The organism is Streptomyces sp. NBC_00885 (assembly GCF_045207475.1).
Classification (GTDB): domain Bacteria; phylum Actinomycetota; class Actinomycetes; order Streptomycetales; family Streptomycetaceae; genus Streptomyces.
The window spans coordinates 6,665,663-6,682,091 of sequence record NZ_CP108796.1 but is presented as its reverse complement, the minus strand read 5'-3'; the positions used below and the strand labels follow the sequence as shown (position 1 = coordinate 6,682,091).

Sequence of the window (16,429 nt, the reverse complement as noted above, 5' to 3'; positions counted from 1 at the left end):
TGTTTTAGAACTAGCGCCGTCCGCCCGTAGGGCGGGGCTCGCGGCGTCTGGTGCGTGCAATCGCAAGGCGGAGGATCATCCTCGTACTGGACGTACTTGGATGACTCCGACAACGCAGCGAGTGTGCGTGCCAGGCGTCGCGGGCCAGGCGGGAGTTCTAAAACACGGCCTAGTCGAGCAGGGTCTTCTTCGGGCGCAGTACGCAGAACTCATTGCCCTCGGGGTCGGCGAGCACCACCCAGGTCGCCTCCGGCCCCTGCCCGACATCGGCCCGCCGTGCCCCGAGCCCGATGATCCGCTCGACCTCGGCGGCCTGGTCGTCGGGCGTGAGGTCGATGTGCAGCCTGTTCTTGACGGTCTTGCCCTCGGGGACGGGCACGAAGGTGATCCCCGGCAGGGAGAACTCGTCGGCGCCGATGGTGATCTCGTCCTCGGCCTCGAAGACCACTTTCCAGTCCAGGACCTGGCTCCAGAAGCGGGCGAGCGCCGGCAGATCGTGGGCGTCGATGACGACGGTGTACAGCGAAACGGCCATGCCTGCCAGTGTGCCTGGCGGGCATGGCCGTTTCGAGGATCTGTCTCGGGAGAGTCCGGCTCAGACGTTGAAGCCCAGCGCGCGCAGCTGCTCACGCCCGTCGTCCGTAATCTTGTCCGGGCCCCACGGCGGCATCCAGACCCAGTTGATCTTCAGCTCGTTGACGATGCCGTCCGTCGCCGCCTTCGCCTGGTCCTCGATCACATCGGTCAGCGGGCAGGCCGCGGACGTCAGCGTCATGTCCAGGGTGGCGATGTTGGACTCGTCGATGTGGATGCCGTAGATCAGGCCGAGGTTGACGACGTCGATGCCCAGCTCGGGGTCGACGACGTCGTACAGCGCCTCGCGGACCTCCTCCTCGGAAGCCGGCTTCATCGTGGCGGTCTCGTTGTCAGTCATGCCGTCTTCCCTTCGGACAGCGCCTGCGCCGTCGCGTCCTTCCACGCCATCCAGCTCAGCAGAGCACACTTCACCCGGGCGGGGTACTTCGAGACGCCGGCGAACGCGACCGCGTCCTCCAGCACCTCCTCCATCGCGTCGTCGGGCTCGATCTGGCCCTTGGACTGCATCAGCTCCAGGAAGGTCGCCTGGATCTTCTGCGCCTCGGCCAGCTCCTTGCCGACCAGCAGCTCGTTCAGTACGGAGGCGGAGGCCTGGCTGATCGAGCAGCCCTGGCCCTCGTACGACACGTCCTCGATCCGAGTCCCGTCGTACTTCACGCGGAGCGTGATCTCGTCACCGCACGTCGGATTGACGTGGTGCACCTCGGCGTCGCCATCGCGCAGACCACGCCCGTGGGGGTGCTTGTAGTGGTCCAGGATGACTTCCTGGTACATCGAATCCAGCTTCACGCGTCAGTCCCTCATCCGAAGAAGTTACGGACGTGCTCCAAGCCGTCGATCAAGGCATCGACCTCGCCCGGCGTGGAGTACAGATAGAACGACGCCCGCGTGGTCGCAGGAATTCCGTACCGCAGGCAGACCGGCCGCGCGCAGTGGTGGCCGACCCGGACCGCGATGCCCTGCTCGTCGAGAACCTGGCCCACGTCGTGCGGGTGGATGTCTCCCAGGGTGAAGGAAATCGCCGCGCCGCGCTCCTCGGCCGTGGTGGGGCCGATGATCCGCAGGTCGGGGACCTCCAGGAGACGCTTGACCGCGTACTCGGTGAGGGCGTGCTCATGCTGGGCGATCTTGTCCATGCCGATCGCGGTGAGGTAGTCCACGGCCGCGCCGAGGCCGACGGCCTGGGCGATCGGGGGCGTACCGGCCTCGAACTTGTGCGGCGCGGGAGCGTAGGTGGAGGAGTGCATCGAGACGGTCTCGATCATCTCGCCGCCGCCGAGGAACGGCGGAAGGTCCTCCAGCAGCTCCTGGCGGCCCCACAGCACGCCGATACCCGTCGGGCCGCACATCTTGTGACCGGTGAAGGCCACGAAGTCGGCGCCGAGTGCCTGTACGTCCAGCGGCATGTGCGGCGCGGCCTGCGAGGCGTCGACCAGGACCAGCGCGCCCACGTCCTGCGCTCGGCGCACGAGCGCCTCGACCGGGTTGACCGTGCCCATGATGTTGGAGACCAGCGTGAAGGAGACGATCTTCGTCTTCTCGGTGATGATCTCGTCGATGTTGGACAGGTCGAGACGGCCGTCGTCGGTGAGGCCGAACCACTTCAGCTTCGCGCCGGTGCGCTGCGCGAGCAGCTGCCACGGGACGATGTTGGAGTGGTGCTCCATCTCCGTGATGACGATCTCGGTCTCGTGGTCCACGCGGTAGGGCTCGTCCGCCCAGCCGAGCATGTTGGCCACGAGATTGAGCGACTCGGAGGCGTTCTTGGTGAAGATCACCTCGTCGCGGCTCGGCGCGTTGATGAAGGCGGCGACCTTGTCGCGGGCACCCTCGTACAGCGCCGTGGCCTCCTCGGCGAGCACGTGGATACCGCGGTGGACGTTGGCATTGTGCTGTTCGTAGTACTCGCTCAGCACATCGAGCACCTGGCGCGGCGTCTGGGACGTCGCCGCGTTGTCCAGGTACACGAGCTTCTTCCCGTCGTGGATCAAGCGGTCCAGGATCGGGAAGTCCTTGCGGATCGCCTCGGTGTCGAGGAGGCCCGGCAGCTGTGTCACGCGGATACGCCACCCTTCGTGTATGCCTCGTAGCCCTCGGCCTCGAGCTTGTCGGCGAGCTCGGCGCCGCCGGACTCGGCGATGCGACCGTTCGCGAACACGTGCACGAAGTCGGGCTTGATGTAGCGCAGGATGCGCGTGTAGTGGGTGATCAGCAGGGTGCCGACCTCACCGCTCGCGTGGACGCGGTTGACGCCCTCGGAGACCTGGCGCAGCGCGTCGACGTCCAGACCGGAGTCGGTCTCGTCGAGGATGGCGATCTTCGGCTTGAGCAGCTCCAGCTGAAGGATCTCGTGGCGCTTCTTCTCACCGCCGGAGAAGCCCTCGTTCACATTGCGCTCGGCGAAGGCCGGGTCCATCTGGAGCGTCTCCATGGCGGACTTGACCTCCTTCACCCAGGTACGCAGCTTGGGGGCCTCGCCGCGGATCGCCGTCGCCGACGTACGCAGGAAGTTGGAGACCGAGACACCGGGGACCTCGACCGGGTACTGCATGGCCAGGAACATGCCGGCGCGGGCGCGCTCGTCGACGGTCATCTCAAGGACGTCCTCGCCGTCCAGGGTCACGGTGCCACTGGTGATCGTGTACTTGGGGTGGCCCGCGATGGAGTAGGCGAGGGTCGACTTGCCGGAGCCGTTGGGGCCCATGATGGCGTGGGTCTCGCCCTGCTTCACAATCAGGTCGACGCCCTTGAGGATCTCCCGGGGGCCGTTCTCGGCCTCGACGGAAACGTGCAGGTCGCGGATTTCAAGCGTTGCCATGGGTGACTCAGGACTCCTGGGTGACGGAGACGAGCACATCGTCCCCTTCGATCTTGACGGGGTATACGGGGACGGGGCGCGTCGCGGGGAGGCCGGACGGCTTGCCGGTGCGGAGGTCGAAGCTGGAGCCGTGCAGCCAGCACTCGATCTGGCAGTCCTCCACCTCGCCCTCGGACAGCGAGACATTCGCGTGCGAGCAGACGTCGTGGATGGCGAAGACCTCGCCGTCCGTCCGGACGACCGAGATCGGCGTGCCGTCGAGTTCCACCCGCTTCGGGGTGTCCTCCTCCAGCTCGCTCAGCCCACAGGCTCGGACGAAGGCGGCCATCAGACGGACGCCTCCAGCTCCGCGTCGATCTTGGCGAGCAGGCGCTCCTCGACGTCGGGCAGGCCGATCTTCTGGACCAGCTCGGCGAAGAAGCCGCGGACCACGAGGCGGCGGGCCTCGTCGGCGGGGATGCCACGGGACTGCAGGTAGAAGAGCTGCTCGTCGTCGAAGCGGCCGGTGGCGGAGGCGTGACCGGCGCCGACGATCTCGCCGGTCTCGATCTCCAGGTTCGGTACGGAGTCGACGCGCGCGCCGTCGGTGAGGACGAGGTTGCGGTTCATCTCGTAGGTGTCCGTGCCCTCGGCCTTCGCCTCGATGAGGACGTCGCCGATCCACACCGCGTGAGCGTCCTGGCCCTGCAGCGCGCCCTTGTATGCGGCGTTGGAGCGGCAGTGCGGGGCGTTGTGGTCGACCAGGAGCCGGTGCTCCTGGTGCTGCCCGGCGTCGGTGAAGTAGAGGCCGAGGAGCTCGGCCTCGCCGCCGGTGCCCGCGTAGGAGACCCGCGGGTGCAGCCGTACGAGATCGCCGCCGAAGGTGACCACGATCGACTTGAACGAGGCGTCCCGGCCGACCAGCGCATTGTGCTGGGAGACGTGGACGGCTTTGTCGTCCCAGTCCTGGACGGAGACGACGGTGAGCTTCGCGCCGTCGCCGAGCAGGTAGTCGACATTGGCGGCGAGGACCGCGTCGCCGGTGTGGTCGATGACCACGACGGCCTCGGCGAAGGCGCCGAGCTCGATGACCTGGTGGGCGAAGGCGGTGCCGCCCTCGCCGTGCACGGCGATCCGGACCGGCTCGGTGAGCACGGTCTCCTTGGGCACGGTGACGACCGAGGCCTTCTCGAAGGAGGAGTACGCCTGGGCGGCCACGCGGTCCACCGGGGTGCCGGCCCTGCCGAGCCGCGCGTCGTCCCGGCCCACGGTCTCGACGACGACGCCCTCGGGCGCGTCGATGTCGACCTTGACGCCGGTGCCGTTCGCGACGGCGGTGCCGTCGTGCAGACCGGCCAGCCGCTCCAGCGGAGTGAAACGCCACTCCTCCTCGCGGCCGTGCGGGACCGGGAAGTCCGCCACGTCGAAGGACGGCGGCGCACTCATGCGGGTGGCGACGGTCGACTCGGCGGCCACCGCGATCGAGCCGGCAGTGGTGGACCCCGCCGGAATGTTCTGAGCCTCAGCCATGGCTGTCGTCGTGCTCTCTCTCTGCCTCTGCGTAAGAAATCAGTCGCTGCTGGGGAGGGCGGGCGGGACCTAGCCGACCGACCCCTCCATCTGCAGCTCGATCAGCCGGTTGAGCTCCAGCGCGTACTCCATGGGGAGTTCCTTGGCGATCGGCTCGACGAAGCCGCGCACGATCATCGCCATCGCCTCGAACTCCGTCATGCCGCGGCTCATCAGGTAGAAGAGCTGGTCCTCGGAGACCTTGGAGACGGTCGCCTCGTGGCCCATGGACACGTCGTCCTCGCGCACGTCCACGTAGGGGTACGTGTCGGAGCGGGAGATCGTGTCGACCAGCAGCGCGTCACAGAGCACGTTGGACTTCGCGCCCGGCGCGCCCTCGCCGATCTCGATCAGACCGCGGTAGGAGGTACGGCCACCGCCTCGCGCCACCGACTTGGAGACGATGTTGGAGGAGGTGTTCGGGGCCATGTGGACCATCTTGGCGCCGGCGTCCTGGTGCTGGCCCTCGCCCGCGAAGGCGATGGACAGGGTCTCGCCCTTGGCGTGCTCGCCCATCAGGTAGACAGCCGGGTACTTCATGGTGACCTTGGAGCCGATGTTGCCGTCGACCCACTCCATGGTCGCGCCCTCGTACGCCACGGCGCGCTTGGTGACCAGGTTGTAGACGTTGTTCGACCAGTTCTGGATCGTCGTGTAGCGGCAGCGGCCGCCCTTCTTGACGATGATCTCGACGACGGCGCTGTGCAGCGAGTCCGAGGAGTAGATCGGGGCGGTGCAGCCCTCGACGTAGTGGACGTAGGCGTCCTCGTCGACGATGATCAGCGTCCGCTCGAACTGGCCCATGTTCTCCGTGTTGATACGGAAGTAGGCCTGCAGCGGGATGTCGACGTGCACACCCTTCGGCACGTAGATGAACGAGCCGCCGGACCAGACGGCGGAGTTCAGCGAGGCGAACTTGTTGTCGCCGACCGGGATGACGGTGCCGAAGTACTCCTGGAAGAGCTCCGGGTGCTGCTTCAGCGCGGTGTCCGTGTCGAGGAAGATGACGCCCTGCTCCTCCAGGTCCTCACGGATCTGGTGGTAGACGACCTCGGACTCGTACTGGGCGGCGACGCCGGCGACCAGGCGCTGCTTCTCCGCCTCCGGGATGCCGAGCTTGTCGTAGGTGTTCTTGATGTCCTCGGGCAGGTCCTCCCAGGACTCCGCCTGCTTCTCCGTGGACCGCACGAAGTACTTGATGTTGTCGAAGTCGATGCCCGACAGGTCCGAGCCCCAGCTCGGCATGGGCTTCTTGCCGAACAGCCGCAGGCCCTTCAGGCGCAGCTTCAGCATCCACTCCGGCTCGTTCTTCTTCGCCGAGATGTCGCGGACGACTGCCTCGGAGAGGCCGCGCTTGGCAGCGGCACCCGCCGCGTCGGAGTCGGCCCAGCCGAATTCGTACGTGCCCAGGCCCTCGAGTTCGGGGTGGGCAGTCTCCGTGGGGAGAGTCATGCGGGGTTCCTCCCGGCCGTGCTTGTGGATGCTGATTCTGTGGTGGTCTGTGGGGCGCTGTGCGGGATGAACGTGGTGCAGACGCCGTCGCCGTGGGCGATGGTGGCCAGACGCTGCACATGGGTTCCCAAGAGGCGGGAGAAGACCTCGGTCTCCGCCTCGCACAGCTGGGGGTACTGCTCGGCGACATGGGCGACCGGGCAGTGGTGCTGGCAGAGCTGTTCGCCGACCGGTGCGCTACGCGCCGTAGCAGCGTACCCGTCGACGCTCAAGGCCTTGGCCAGGGCTTCGGTGCGCTCCTCGGGGGGAGCGGCGTCGACCGCCGTGCGATAGGCCTCGGCCTGGGCTTCGAGCCGGTCGCGGGCGAAGGCGGCCACGGCCGCCTCGCCGGCTGCCCCTCCACCTGCGGTCCGCTCGATCCAGCGGAGCGCGTCGACGGCCAGCGTGTCGTACGACTGGTCGAAGGCGTCCCGACCGCAGTCGGTCAGGGCGAACACCTTCGCGGGCCGCCCGCGAGTGCGTGCGCCGTAGACGCGCTGTTCACGGGCTTCGATGACGTTCTCGTGGACGAGCGAGTCGAGATGGCGGCGGACGGCGGCCTGGGTGAGGCCCAGGCGTCCCGCGAGGTCGGCCACGGTGGACGGGCCGTGATCCAGGATGGAGCGCGCGACCCGGTTGCGCGTGGAGCGCTCACCGGTCGCGAGTTCCTCCTGCGGAGCCTCGCCAACGTTTTTCACAACGCCATTGTTGCGTAATTCCTCTGAGCGTGACAACTGCCGTCCAAGGCGTGAGCCGGTGCGCTTCATCACTAAGGGTCACCTAAGAACAGAGCCCGCCCGGCTCCTGCCGGACAGTCTCTGACCAGGCAATTCCCGCGAATTCAGCCTGCAAGATCGAAACGATCGGTGACCTTGATCGAATTCACCGGGGTCTTGCCGGAAATTGCCACGAATCCGAGGTAGAGCCGGCCGTCGTACCTGCCCTGCCGGGCGGTCGGGCACAGCCTGGGATCCGCCGCGCCCGCGATGCTCCAAGTGGTGGACAGTTCACTGGCGCTGCCCGGACATCCGTACGCGCCGGCGCCGGTTCAGGCCATTCACGTCACAGCCGTCCCATGGGTCTCGGCCCCCGCTCCCGGGGGTCCTCCACCCCCGCCTAGACTCCTCCGCATGCGAAGCGAGTCCGTCGTCCAGATCCGGGGCCTGGTGAAGCGGTACGGATCCAAGACGGCCGTGAACGGCCTCGACCTCGAGGTCCCCCGGGGCTCCGTGACCGCCGTCCTCGGCCCCAACGGAGCCGGTAAGACCACCACGGTCGAGACCTGCGAGGGCTACCGCCGCGCCGACGCGGGCACAGTGCGCGTCCTCGGCCTCGACCCTGTCGCCGACGCCGCGAAGCTGCGCCCGAGGATCGGCGTGATGCTTCAGTCCGGCGGCGTGTACTCGGGCGCCCGTGCGGAGGAGATGCTGCGCCACATGGCGAAACTCCACGCCCACCCGCTGGACGTGGACGCGCTCATCGAGCGCCTCGGCCTCGGCAGCTGCGGCCGCACCACCTACCGGCGCCTCTCCGGCGGCCAGCAGCAGCGCCTGGCCCTGGCCATGGCCGTCGTCGGCCGCCCCGAGCTGGTCTTCCTCGACGAGCCGACCGCCGGGCTCGACCCGCAGGCCCGGCGCTCCACCTGGGAGCTCGTGCGCGAACTGCGTCAGGACGGCGTATCCACCGTCCTGACCACGCACTTCATGGACGAGGCCGAAGAGCTCGCCGACGATGTCGCAATCATCGACGCGGGCAAGGTCATCGCCCAGGGCAGCCCGGAACAGCTCTGCCGGGGCGGCGCCGAGAACACCCTGCGCTTCACCGGGCGGCCCGGCCTCGACGTCGGCTCGCTGCTCAAGGCACTGCCCGACGGCACGGAGGCGGTCGAGCTCACCCCGGGCGCGTACCGCATCACCGGCCAGGTCGACCCGCAGCTGCTGGCGACCGTGACCTCCTGGTGCGCGCAGCACGGCGTGATGCCCGACGGCATCTCGGTCGAGCGCCACACCCTGGAAGACGTCTTCCTGGAACTGACCGGCAAGGAGCTGCGCTGATGAGCGCCGGTACGTACGCACCAAGGCCCGGCGCCGCTCCGGTCGGGCGGATGATCGCGGCGCAGGCCGCGTTCGAGACGAAGATGCTGCTGCGCAACGGCGAGCAGCTGCTGCTCACCGTGATCATCCCGTCGCTGCTGCTCGTCCTCTTCTCGACGGTCGATGTCGTCGACACAGGCAGCGGCGAGCCCGTCGACTTCCTGGCACCGGGGGTCCTCGCGCTGGCCGTGATGTCCACCGCCTTCACCGGCCAGGCCATCGCGACCGGCTTCGAGCGGCGGTACGGAGTTCTCAAGAGGCTCGGAGCGTCGCCGCTTCCCCGCTGGGCTTTGATGGCTGCGAAGACCCTCTCCGTACTGGTCACCGAGGTGCTGCAGATCGTCCTGCTGACGGTCATCGCCTTCGGGCTCGGCTGGTCGCCGCACGGAAACCCCTCCGCCGTACTGCTGCTCCTCGTCCTCGGTACCGCCGCCTTCTCCGGCCTCGGTCTGCTGATGGCAGGAACGCTCAAGGCAGAGGCGACGCTCGCCGCGGCCAACCTGGTCTTTCTGCTGCTCCTGGTGGGCGGCGGGGTGATCGTGCCGCTGGACAGGTTCCCGGACGCGGTCGCGTCGGTGCTCGCGCTGCTGCCGATCTCGGCGCTCTCGGACGGACTGCGCGATGTGCTCCAGCACGGCGCGGGAGTGCCGTGGGGCGATCTGGGCATCCTCGCCCTCTGGGCGGTGCTCGGACTCGGGGCGGCCGCCCGGCTGTTCCGCTGGGAGTAGCTCACGCGGCATCCGCCGACTCACGCGTCTTCCGCCGGGACTGACTCACGCGCCAGTATGAGCCTGCCAAGATCCGCACGGTGGGAGGCGTCGATGGAGCGGACTGCCGCACTGCGACTGGACGCGGAATGGACCAAGGTCAGGTCCCGCAGGGCGGGCGTCTCACGCCGCGAACGTGAGCGCATGCTGACGGATCTGATCGCGGCGCTCGCCCCGCACGCCGAGGACGACCTCTCGCTCACCGCGCGGCTCAGCCTGCGATACGGCGATCTCGCCCGGCATCACTTCGACACGGGCCGCCGCGCCGAGGCCGTGAAGGCCATCCGCGAAGCGGTCCGGCGCTGCGAGGAGCCCGCCGGGCACGACGACGAGCACGCCCGCTGGTATGCCAGGGCACTGATCAGCCAGGCCGTCTATCTCGCCGAGCCGCTGAGCGACGAGCTGGGCATGCCGCGGTACGCCTTCCACCCGGACGGCGAGCAGCCTTCCCCCGAAGACCACGCGGACGGCCACGCCGCTCTCGCCGCCACGCTGCGTGCCATCGAGGTCTGGGAGCGCCTCGACCGGACCGACCCGCGGAACCGCGAGGGCCTGGCCCAGGCCCATGTCTTCCTCGGCGACCGTCTCGAGGAGCTGGGGCAGCCGGCCGACGCGGCGGCCTGGACGGTGCGGGCGGAGCGTGAGTTCCATGCCCTGTGGTCGGCCCCCGACGCGGGCGAGCCGACGCATGCGGCCGCGCTGGAGCATCTGAGCGACCAGTTGGAGCGCAGGCTGCGGCGCTGCCCCTTCGAGGGCGGGCTGACGCGGCTGCGCTCGGAGGGGCTGCTTCCGCAGCGGCTGCTGCCCCTCGCGGTGGTGGCGGCGCGTATCGAGGGCATCGAGCCGGACGCGATCGCCGAGGGTCTCCAGCTGGACGGCACGGAGGTACGGCGGATCCTGCGGGCGCGGTCCTGGCGAGCGGTGTGGCGGTTCGACGTCTGCGACGGAGCCGACGGGTCCTGGACCCCGATGCGGCACCCCTGGCGCGGCACGGACGCGGTGACGGACCGCAGCGCCGAGGCGGTCGCGGCGGAGCTGACGGATGCGTTCTTGCACTCGCCCGATCGTCCGCCGCCGTCGGTGCCATGGCGGATCGCGGTGTGGTGGGAGGAGGAGGACCGCCTCGACGGCTCCCGCTACCGCCGGACGCACACACCGGCACCCCCCTCGTGACTGTGCTTTCCCGGGGGACACCCCCGGACCCCCGGCATGCACAAGGCCCGGCCTACGATAGGGCCCGTGCAAACCCCCCTCGCCTATATCGCCCAGCGCTGGACGCCCACCCCGCAGACCGTCCGGCGTGCCGCGCTCAGTGCCGTCGTGATGAGCGTGGTCATCATCGTCACCGGCGGCGCGGTCCGGCTGACCGGCTCCGGCCTCGGCTGCGACACCTGGCCCAAGTGCACGGACGACAGCCTCTTCGCCACGCCCGAGCAGGGTCTCCACGGCGCGATCGAGTTCGGCAACCGGATGCTGACGTACGTCCTGTCGGCCGCCGTCGGCTGGGCGATCGTCGCGGCGAGCGCGGCGAAGCCGGTGCGCCGCGGGCTGTCCCGGCTGGCCTGGTCGCAGTTCTGGATCGTCATGGGCAATGCCGTCCTCGGCGGCATCACCGTGTGGGCGGGCCTCAACCCGTGGACCGTGGCGGGGCACTTCCTGCTCGCCACCGGGCTCCTCACGGTCGCCACGGTCACCTGGCAGCGGGCCGGCGAGGGTGACGGCGCAGCCCGCCCGCGCGTCCCGCGCCCAGTGCGCAAGCTGTCCTGGGCGATCGTCGTCACCTCCGCGCTGCTGATCGCGCTCGGCACCTCGGTGACCGGCTCCGGCAAGCACGCGGGCGACAGCAGCGATGTTCCGCGTATGCCCTGGGACTGGGCGGACGCCGCGCACGTCCACGCGATCGCCGCCTGGGTCGTCTGTGCGCTGGCCGTCGCGATGTGGCTGGTGCTGCGCGTGGTCGACGCCCCCGACGACACCCGGGCACGCGCCCGCGATCTGCTCATCGTGCTGCTCGCGCAGGGGGTGATCGGTTACGTCCAGTACTTCACGCATGTCCCCGAGGCCCTGGTCGCCGCCCATATGCTCGGCTCCGCGCTGATGTGGATCGCGGTGGTGCGGCTCGCGCTGAGCCTGCGCGAGCGTCCGGAGACGACTGCAACGCAGCTCCCGGTCCAGGCCGACTCCGCGCTATCGCATGCCTGACGGCGCGTTGTCCGGCAGTCCGTAGACGCGGCGGGCATTGCCCGCCGCGATCATCCCGGCGACCCGGTCCGCGTCTGTACGGGACCAGGCGCCGTCGCCGACCCAGCCGTCGAGCACCCGCGCCAGCGCCTCCTTGAAGATCCGCGCGCCCACCACATGCAGTTCGGGCAGCCCGCGCGCACCGCTGGAGAACAGCAGCTTCCCGAACGGCGCGAGCTCCAGAATCTCCGCGAGCACGGCCGCCGCCCGCGCCCCCGTATGCACGAGGGCGGGCCCCAGATCGGCGTACACGTGCGGGAACACGCTCGCCAGATGTGCGGCGTGACGGTGGTACGGATAGCCGTGCAGCAGCACCAGATCGGTGCCGAGCCCCGCCGAGGCTGCCGCGAAGCCGGTCATCAGCATCGGGTCCTCCACGCCGACGTGCAGCTGGAGCGGCAGTCCCGAGGCGACCGCGATCCACAGCAGATGCCGCACCAGCACCGGATCGGTGAGTCTGCCGCCGACCTGCCGAGCGGCCAGCCAGCGCCCTGCGGCCCCGCGCACCTCCCCCGGGCCAGGCGGTTCCGGGGCCAGAGCGAGCCCGTGCCCGACGGCCGCGACCGAGGTGAAGGCGACGGCGGAGGCTGCCGCGCCGTGCACGGCCTCGGCGAGGTTCGCGAGGAAGCTGTCGACGGTGCCGGAGGTGTCGGCGACCTGTTCGGCGAGCAGTTCGAGGCGGACGATCTCCCGTGCCTCGGCCGCGCCCGCGGCGGCGATCTCGGGGGGCCCGGTGAGATCCCCGGGCAGTCCGGTGTCCACCAGATAAGTGGAGATCCCGCTGCCCCTCAGCAGCCGTCTGCCCGCCTCCAGCACCCCCAGCTCGCGGCGGCGGGCGAGATAGTGGGCGGGCGGGCAGTGCGGCTCAAGACCGAGCAGTGGCGGGCACCAGCGCCGTACCGCGAAGCCGGTCTGGGTGTCGAAGAACGTGGTGCCGGGCGCGGGCGGCCCGGCGGTCCTGCCCAGGTGCGCCTCGAAGGTGCCGAGACCCAGCTCGGTACGGAGCACGCCGTGGCAGTACTGGTCCACGAGGGTCGGGGTGTCGATCATCCGGGCTCCCAGTCGTGGACCGTGTTTCCACAGTCCTAACGGGTGACACCCCGACGAGGTGTTGCTCAGCCGTTGGACGGACCGCCGAGCTGGATGCCTGCCATGCGGCTCCACTCGTACGGACCGGTGCGGACCTTCGCGGCGAATTCGCCGTCGAACGACTCGTGCAGCGTGATCCCGGCCTTCTCGGCCGCGGCCTCGGCGACGGAGTGGTTCGGCGCGACGAGGTCGCCCCAGCCGCCGTCCTCACCGACGAGCACGATGCGGGTGCCCATCTGGCCCATGTACGCGAGCTGCCCCTCGGCCCCGCCGTGCGCCTTGGAGAACGCGCCGATCTGCTTGGCGAGCCTGGCCGCCCTACGCTCTGCCTGCTTCGCCTGCTTGGTGTCTGCCATGCCGCGATGCTACTCGGCGGTAGGGCGGATGTGCCAGCGCCGGAATCAGCTCAGGAAGGGGTCGATCGCGACGGCGACGAAGAGCAGCGACACATAGGTGATGGACCAGTGGAAGAGCCGCATCTCCTTGAGCTTGCCGCCCGTCTCGCCCGCCTTGGCGCGGTTCTGCAGGGAGTGCGCCTCCCACAGCCACCAGCCGCCCGCCGCCAGCGCCACCGCGGTGTAGAACCAGCCGGTGTAGCCGAGCGGCGTGAGCAGCAGCGAGACCGCGACCATCACCCAGCTGTAGAAGACGATCTGGCGGGCGACGACCCGGTTGGAGGCGACGACGGGGAGCATCGGAACGCCCACGCGCGCGTAGTCCTCCTTGACCTTCATCGACAGCGGCCAGTAGTGCGGCGGTGTCCAGAAGAAGATGACGAGGAAGAGGATGACCGCGGCCCACGACATCGAGTTGGTGACGGCGGACCAGCCGATCAGGACCGGCATACAGCCCGCGATGCCGCCCCAGACGATGTTCTGTGCGGTGCGGCGCTTGAGGATCATCGTGTAGACGATGACGTAGAAGAGCAGCGCGCCGAGCGACAGGGCGGCGGACAGCCAGTTGACCAGCAGCCCGAACCAGAGCGTGGAGACGACGGCGAGTACGAGGCCGAAGATCAGGCCCTCGCGGGGCGACACCATTCCGGTGACCAGCGGGCGCTGGTTCGTACGGTCCATCAGCGCGTCGATGTCGCGGTCGATGTACATGTTCAGCGCGTTGGCGCCACCCGCGGACAGGTAGCCGCCGATGCAGGTCGTGAGCACGAGCCAGAGGTCGGGCACATCCTGCGCAGCCAGGAACATCACCGGAACGGTGGTGATCAGCAGCAGTTCGATGATCCGCGGCTTGGTCAGCGCCACGAATGCCTTGACGCGGGCCCCGAACGGCCGATGGCCCCCCGGGCTGGGAGTCAAGACGACCCCTGCGGGTCGGGACTCGACGGCCGTCACGCACACCCCTGACAGAGAAAATCCCAGCAAGCTCCCGGAGTGAAGACCGGTAAAGACTTGCGCGTACCACGCCACTCTAGACGTTGCCCAGACACCGATCTTCGCGGGGGTGGCCTCGTGTTGAGCGGCGGGCCGGCGGCGCGCGTATACATCGCCGACAGGCGGGGACCCGGCTGTCGCGGCACCCTGGCTGTGTCCGGCGTTTTGAATGGCGGGCACTCGAAAAGCTGCGCGTTCCTCCGGGGGTAGGCTCGACACCGCCGCGGGTCCTGAGACCGGGTGGCCGCAAGCCCGGTGATTCCGTCGTCGCCGGGATACGAACATGTGGAGAGGAGCCCTGACCCAGGGTGAGCACCAAGCCGACCACCACAGACCTCGAGTGGACCGATCTGGACCAGCGGGCCGTCGATACCGTCCGCGTCCTGGCCATGGATTCCGTACAGAAGGTCGGCAACGGCCACCCCGGTACGGCCATGAGCCTCGCGCCCGCCGCGTACGTGCTGTTCCAGAAGCTGATGCGGCACGACCCCGCCGACGCGGACTGGACCGGCCGCGACCGCTTCGTGCTGTCCGCCGGGCACTCGTCGCTGACGCTCTACATCCAGCTCTACCTGGCCGGGTACGGCCTGGAGCTCGACGACCTCAAGGCCTTCAGGACCTGGGGCTCCAAGACCCCGGGCCACCCTGAGTACGGGCACACGACGGGCGTCGAGACGACGACCGGCCCGCTCGGCCAGGGTGTCGCCAACGCGGTGGGCATGGCCATGGCCTCCCGCTACGAGCGCGGCCTGTTCGACCCGGACGCCGCCGCGGGCACCTCGCCGTTCGACCACACCATCTGGGCCGTCGCCGGTGACGGCTGCCTCCAGGAGGGCATCTCCGCGGAGGCGTCCTCGCTGGCCGGGCACCAGAAGCTGGGCAACCTGGTCCTGCTGTGGGACGACAACCACATCTCCATCGAGGGCGACACGGAGACGGCCGTCTCCGAGGACACCCTCAAGCGGTACGAGGCGTACGGCTGGCACGTCCAGCGCGTCGAGCAGCTGCCGAGCGGCGACCTCGACCCGGCAGGTCTCTACCGTGCCCTGAAGGCGGCGCAGGCCGAGACGGAGCGCCCCTCCTTCATCGCGGCCCGCTCGATCATCGCCTGGCCCGCCCCGCACGCGCAGAACACCGAGGCCGCGCACGGCTCGGCGCTCGGCGACGAGGAGGTCGCGGCCACCAAGCGCGTCCTGGGCTTCGACCCGGACAAGAGCTTCGAGGTCTCCGAAGCCGTCCTCGCGCACACCCGTGAGGCGCTCGACCGCGGCCGTGAGGCGCGGGGCGAGTGGGAGAAGACCTTCGCCGCGTGGCGTACCGCCAACCCCCAGCGCGCCGCCGAGTTCGACCGGATCCGCGCGGGCGAGCTGCCGGCGGGCTGGGAGGAGAAGCTGCCGGAGTTCGAGACCGGCAAGGGTGTCGCCACCCGCGCCGCCTCCGGCAAGATCCTGCAGGCGCTGGGCGCGGTCATCCCCGAGCTGTGGGGCGGCTCCGCCGACCTGGCGGGCTCGAACAACACGACGATCGACAAGACGTCCTCGTTCCTGCCCGACGGCAACCCGCTGCCGGGCGCGGACAAGTACGGCCGCACGATCCACTACGGCATCCGCGAGCACGCCATGGCCGCGACCATGAACGGCATCGCGCTGCACGGCAACACCCGTATCTACGGCGGCACTTTCCTGGTGTTCTCCGACTACATGCGCAATGCCGTACGGCTCGCCGCGCTGATGCACCTGCCCGTGACGCATGTGTGGACGCACGACTCGATCGGCCTCGGCGAGGACGGCCCGACCCACCAGCCCATCGAGCACCTGGCCTCGCTGCGCGCCATCCCGGGCCTGAACGTCGTCCGCCCGGCCGACGCGAACGAGACCGCGATCGCCTGGCGCGAGATCCTCAGGCGCTACACCAAGGAGTTCGGCGTGGGCGCCCCGCACGGCCTCGCGCTGACCCGCCAGGGTGTGCCGACGTACGAGCGCAACGAGGAAGCCGCCAAGGGCGGTTACGTGATGTTCGACGCCGAGGGCGGCAAGCCCGAGGTGGTCCTCATCGGTACCGGCTCCGAGGTGCAGCTCGCCGTCGAGGCGCGCGAGCAGCTGCAGGCCGCGGGCATCCCGACCCGGGTCGTCTCGATGCCGTGCGTCGAGTGGTTCGAGCAGCAGGACCAGCAGTACCGCGACTCGGTGCTGCCGCCGGCCGTGAAGGCGCGCGTGGCGGTCGAGGCGGGCATCGGTCTGACCTGGCACCGTTTCGTCGGTGACGCCGGTCGCATCGTTTCGCTGGAGCACTTCGGCGCTTCGGCGGACGGCAAGGTTCTCTTCCGTGAGTTCGGCTTCACTGGCGACGCGGTGGCCGCCGCCGCGCGGGAATCTCTTGAGGCCGCGGCGCGCTGAC

The 16,429-nt window shown here is 69.5% G+C and carries 17 protein-coding genes; 5 read left to right on the top strand and 12 right to left on the bottom strand.

All coding sequences use genetic code 11. The features are described 5' to 3' along the window. Nucleotides 1–169: 169 nt before the first annotated feature. The 9 genes from OHA61_RS30270 to OHA61_RS30230 form a co-directional block, all read right to left on the bottom strand. Complete coding sequence (locus OHA61_RS30270; protein WP_406305691.1) at nucleotides 170–535, bottom strand: VOC family protein; 366 nt, start codon at nucleotides 533–535, stop codon at nucleotides 170–172. Nucleotides 536–595: 60 nt separating this feature from the next. Further along, nucleotides 596–934, bottom strand: a complete 339-nt coding sequence (locus tag OHA61_RS30265; RefSeq protein WP_266477654.1) for a metal-sulfur cluster assembly factor — start codon at nucleotides 932–934, stop codon at nucleotides 596–598. Next, a complete protein-coding gene (sufU, locus tag OHA61_RS30260) occupies nucleotides 931–1,386 on the bottom strand; it encodes a Fe-S cluster assembly sulfur transfer protein SufU (protein ID WP_324990233.1) in 456 nt (151 codons plus the stop codon). The genes OHA61_RS30265 and sufU overlap by 4 nt, the downstream gene beginning before the upstream one ends. A gap of 11 nt (nucleotides 1,387–1,397) precedes the next feature. Next, the gene (locus OHA61_RS30255; protein WP_361906911.1) at nucleotides 1,398–2,654 is read right to left on the bottom strand and encodes a cysteine desulfurase; all 1,257 of its coding nucleotides are present in this window, start codon (nucleotides 2,652–2,654) and stop codon (nucleotides 1,398–1,400) included. Then, nucleotides 2,651–3,415, bottom strand: a complete 765-nt coding sequence (sufC, locus tag OHA61_RS30250; RefSeq protein ID WP_406305690.1) for a Fe-S cluster assembly ATPase SufC — start codon at nucleotides 3,413–3,415, stop codon at nucleotides 2,651–2,653. The genes OHA61_RS30255 and sufC overlap by 4 nt, the downstream gene beginning before the upstream one ends. A 7-nt stretch (nucleotides 3,416–3,422) precedes the next feature. Further along, the gene (locus OHA61_RS30245; protein ID WP_266477649.1) at nucleotides 3,423–3,743 is read right to left on the bottom strand and encodes a non-heme iron oxygenase ferredoxin subunit; all 321 of its coding nucleotides are present in this window, start codon (nucleotides 3,741–3,743) and stop codon (nucleotides 3,423–3,425) included. Next, entirely contained in the window at nucleotides 3,743–4,924 is a 1,182-nt protein-coding gene (gene sufD / locus OHA61_RS30240; RefSeq protein WP_361906907.1) for a Fe-S cluster assembly protein SufD, read from the bottom strand. Before sufD ends, OHA61_RS30245 begins: the two co-directional genes overlap by 1 nt. 69 nt (nucleotides 4,925–4,993) lie before the next feature. Next, a complete protein-coding gene (gene sufB, locus OHA61_RS30235; protein WP_406305689.1) occupies nucleotides 4,994–6,415 on the bottom strand; it encodes a Fe-S cluster assembly protein SufB in 1,422 nt (473 codons plus the stop codon). Continuing rightward, entirely contained in the window at nucleotides 6,412–7,152 is a 741-nt protein-coding gene (locus OHA61_RS30230) for a helix-turn-helix transcriptional regulator (RefSeq protein ID WP_406305688.1), read from the bottom strand. Before OHA61_RS30230 ends, sufB begins: the two co-directional genes overlap by 4 nt. A 432-nt stretch (nucleotides 7,153–7,584) precedes the next feature. On the opposite strand from OHA61_RS30230, the gene OHA61_RS30225 reads away from it, so the two are divergent. The 4 genes from OHA61_RS30225 to OHA61_RS30210 all read left to right on the top strand — a co-directional run bounded on the left by OHA61_RS30225 (nucleotide 7,585) and on the right by OHA61_RS30210 (nucleotide 11,516). Next, nucleotides 7,585–8,508: an ABC transporter ATP-binding protein gene (locus OHA61_RS30225; protein ID WP_406305687.1), complete on the top strand. Its 924-nt coding sequence runs from the start codon at nucleotides 7,585–7,587 to the stop codon at nucleotides 8,506–8,508. Next, entirely contained in the window at nucleotides 8,508–9,275 is a 768-nt protein-coding gene (locus tag OHA61_RS30220; RefSeq protein ID WP_406305686.1) for an ABC transporter permease, read from the top strand. The genes OHA61_RS30225 and OHA61_RS30220 overlap by 1 nt, the downstream gene beginning before the upstream one ends. Nucleotides 9,276–9,368: 93 nt before the next feature. Further along, the gene (locus OHA61_RS30215; RefSeq protein ID WP_406305685.1) at nucleotides 9,369–10,487 is read left to right on the top strand and encodes a hypothetical protein; all 1,119 of its coding nucleotides are present in this window, start codon (nucleotides 9,369–9,371) and stop codon (nucleotides 10,485–10,487) included. 36 nt (nucleotides 10,488–10,523) lie between these two features. Continuing rightward, entirely contained in the window at nucleotides 10,524–11,516 is a 993-nt protein-coding gene (locus OHA61_RS30210) for a COX15/CtaA family protein (protein WP_406305684.1), read from the top strand. Here the strand turns inward: OHA61_RS30210 and OHA61_RS30205 are convergent. The 3 genes from OHA61_RS30205 to OHA61_RS30195 form a co-directional block, all read right to left on the bottom strand. Next, entirely contained in the window at nucleotides 11,502–12,605 is a 1,104-nt protein-coding gene (locus OHA61_RS30205; protein ID WP_406305683.1) for an amidohydrolase family protein, read from the bottom strand. The two genes, OHA61_RS30210 and OHA61_RS30205, sit on opposite strands and share 15 nt — an antisense overlap. Nucleotides 12,606–12,670: 65 nt before the next feature. Then, nucleotides 12,671–13,000: a hypothetical protein gene (locus OHA61_RS30200; protein WP_266477634.1), complete on the bottom strand. Its 330-nt coding sequence runs from the start codon at nucleotides 12,998–13,000 to the stop codon at nucleotides 12,671–12,673. 45 nt (nucleotides 13,001–13,045) lie between these two features. Beyond that, nucleotides 13,046–13,993: a heme o synthase gene (locus OHA61_RS30195; RefSeq protein WP_406305681.1), complete on the bottom strand. Its 948-nt coding sequence runs from the start codon at nucleotides 13,991–13,993 to the stop codon at nucleotides 13,046–13,048. Between the two features lie 347 nt (nucleotides 13,994–14,340). Between OHA61_RS30195 and tkt the strand changes: the two genes are divergently transcribed. Next, the gene (gene tkt, locus OHA61_RS30190) at nucleotides 14,341–16,428 is read left to right on the top strand and encodes a transketolase (RefSeq protein ID WP_406305680.1); all 2,088 of its coding nucleotides are present in this window, start codon (nucleotides 14,341–14,343) and stop codon (nucleotides 16,426–16,428) included. The last annotated feature ends 1 nt before the right edge of the window (nucleotide 16,429 follow it).

What these genes read in the sequence shown, in the direction of transcription:
- OHA61_RS30270 (WP_406305691.1), bottom strand. Translation starts at nt 535, where the DNA reads ATGGCCGTTTCGCTGTACACCGTCGTCATCGACGCCCACGATCTGCCG.
- OHA61_RS30265 (WP_266477654.1), bottom strand. Translation starts at nt 934, where the DNA reads ATGACTGACAACGAGACCGCCACGATGAAGCCGGCTTCCGAGGAGGAG.
- sufC (WP_406305690.1), bottom strand. Translation starts at nt 3,415, where the DNA reads ATGGCAACGCTTGAAATCCGCGACCTGCACGTTTCCGTCGAGGCCGAG.
- OHA61_RS30245 (WP_266477649.1), bottom strand. Translation starts at nt 3,743, where the DNA reads ATGGCCGCCTTCGTCCGAGCCTGTGGGCTGAGCGAGCTGGAGGAGGAC.
- sufD (WP_361906907.1), bottom strand. Translation starts at nt 4,924, where the DNA reads ATGGCTGAGGCTCAGAACATTCCGGCGGGGTCCACCACTGCCGGCTCG.
- sufB (WP_406305689.1), bottom strand. Translation starts at nt 6,415, where the DNA reads ATGACTCTCCCCACGGAGACTGCCCACCCCGAACTCGAGGGCCTGGGC.
- OHA61_RS30225 (WP_406305687.1), top strand. Translation starts at nt 7,585, where the DNA reads ATGCGAAGCGAGTCCGTCGTCCAGATCCGGGGCCTGGTGAAGCGGTAC.
- OHA61_RS30220 (WP_406305686.1), top strand. Translation starts at nt 8,508, where the DNA reads ATGAGCGCCGGTACGTACGCACCAAGGCCCGGCGCCGCTCCGGTCGGG.
- OHA61_RS30215 (WP_406305685.1), top strand. Translation starts at nt 9,369, where the DNA reads ATGGAGCGGACTGCCGCACTGCGACTGGACGCGGAATGGACCAAGGTC.
- OHA61_RS30210 (WP_406305684.1), top strand. Translation starts at nt 10,524, where the DNA reads ATGCACAAGGCCCGGCCTACGATAGGGCCCGTGCAAACCCCCCTCGCC.
- OHA61_RS30205 (WP_406305683.1), bottom strand. Translation starts at nt 12,605, where the DNA reads ATGATCGACACCCCGACCCTCGTGGACCAGTACTGCCACGGCGTGCTC.
- OHA61_RS30200 (WP_266477634.1), bottom strand. Translation starts at nt 13,000, where the DNA reads ATGGCAGACACCAAGCAGGCGAAGCAGGCAGAGCGTAGGGCGGCCAGG.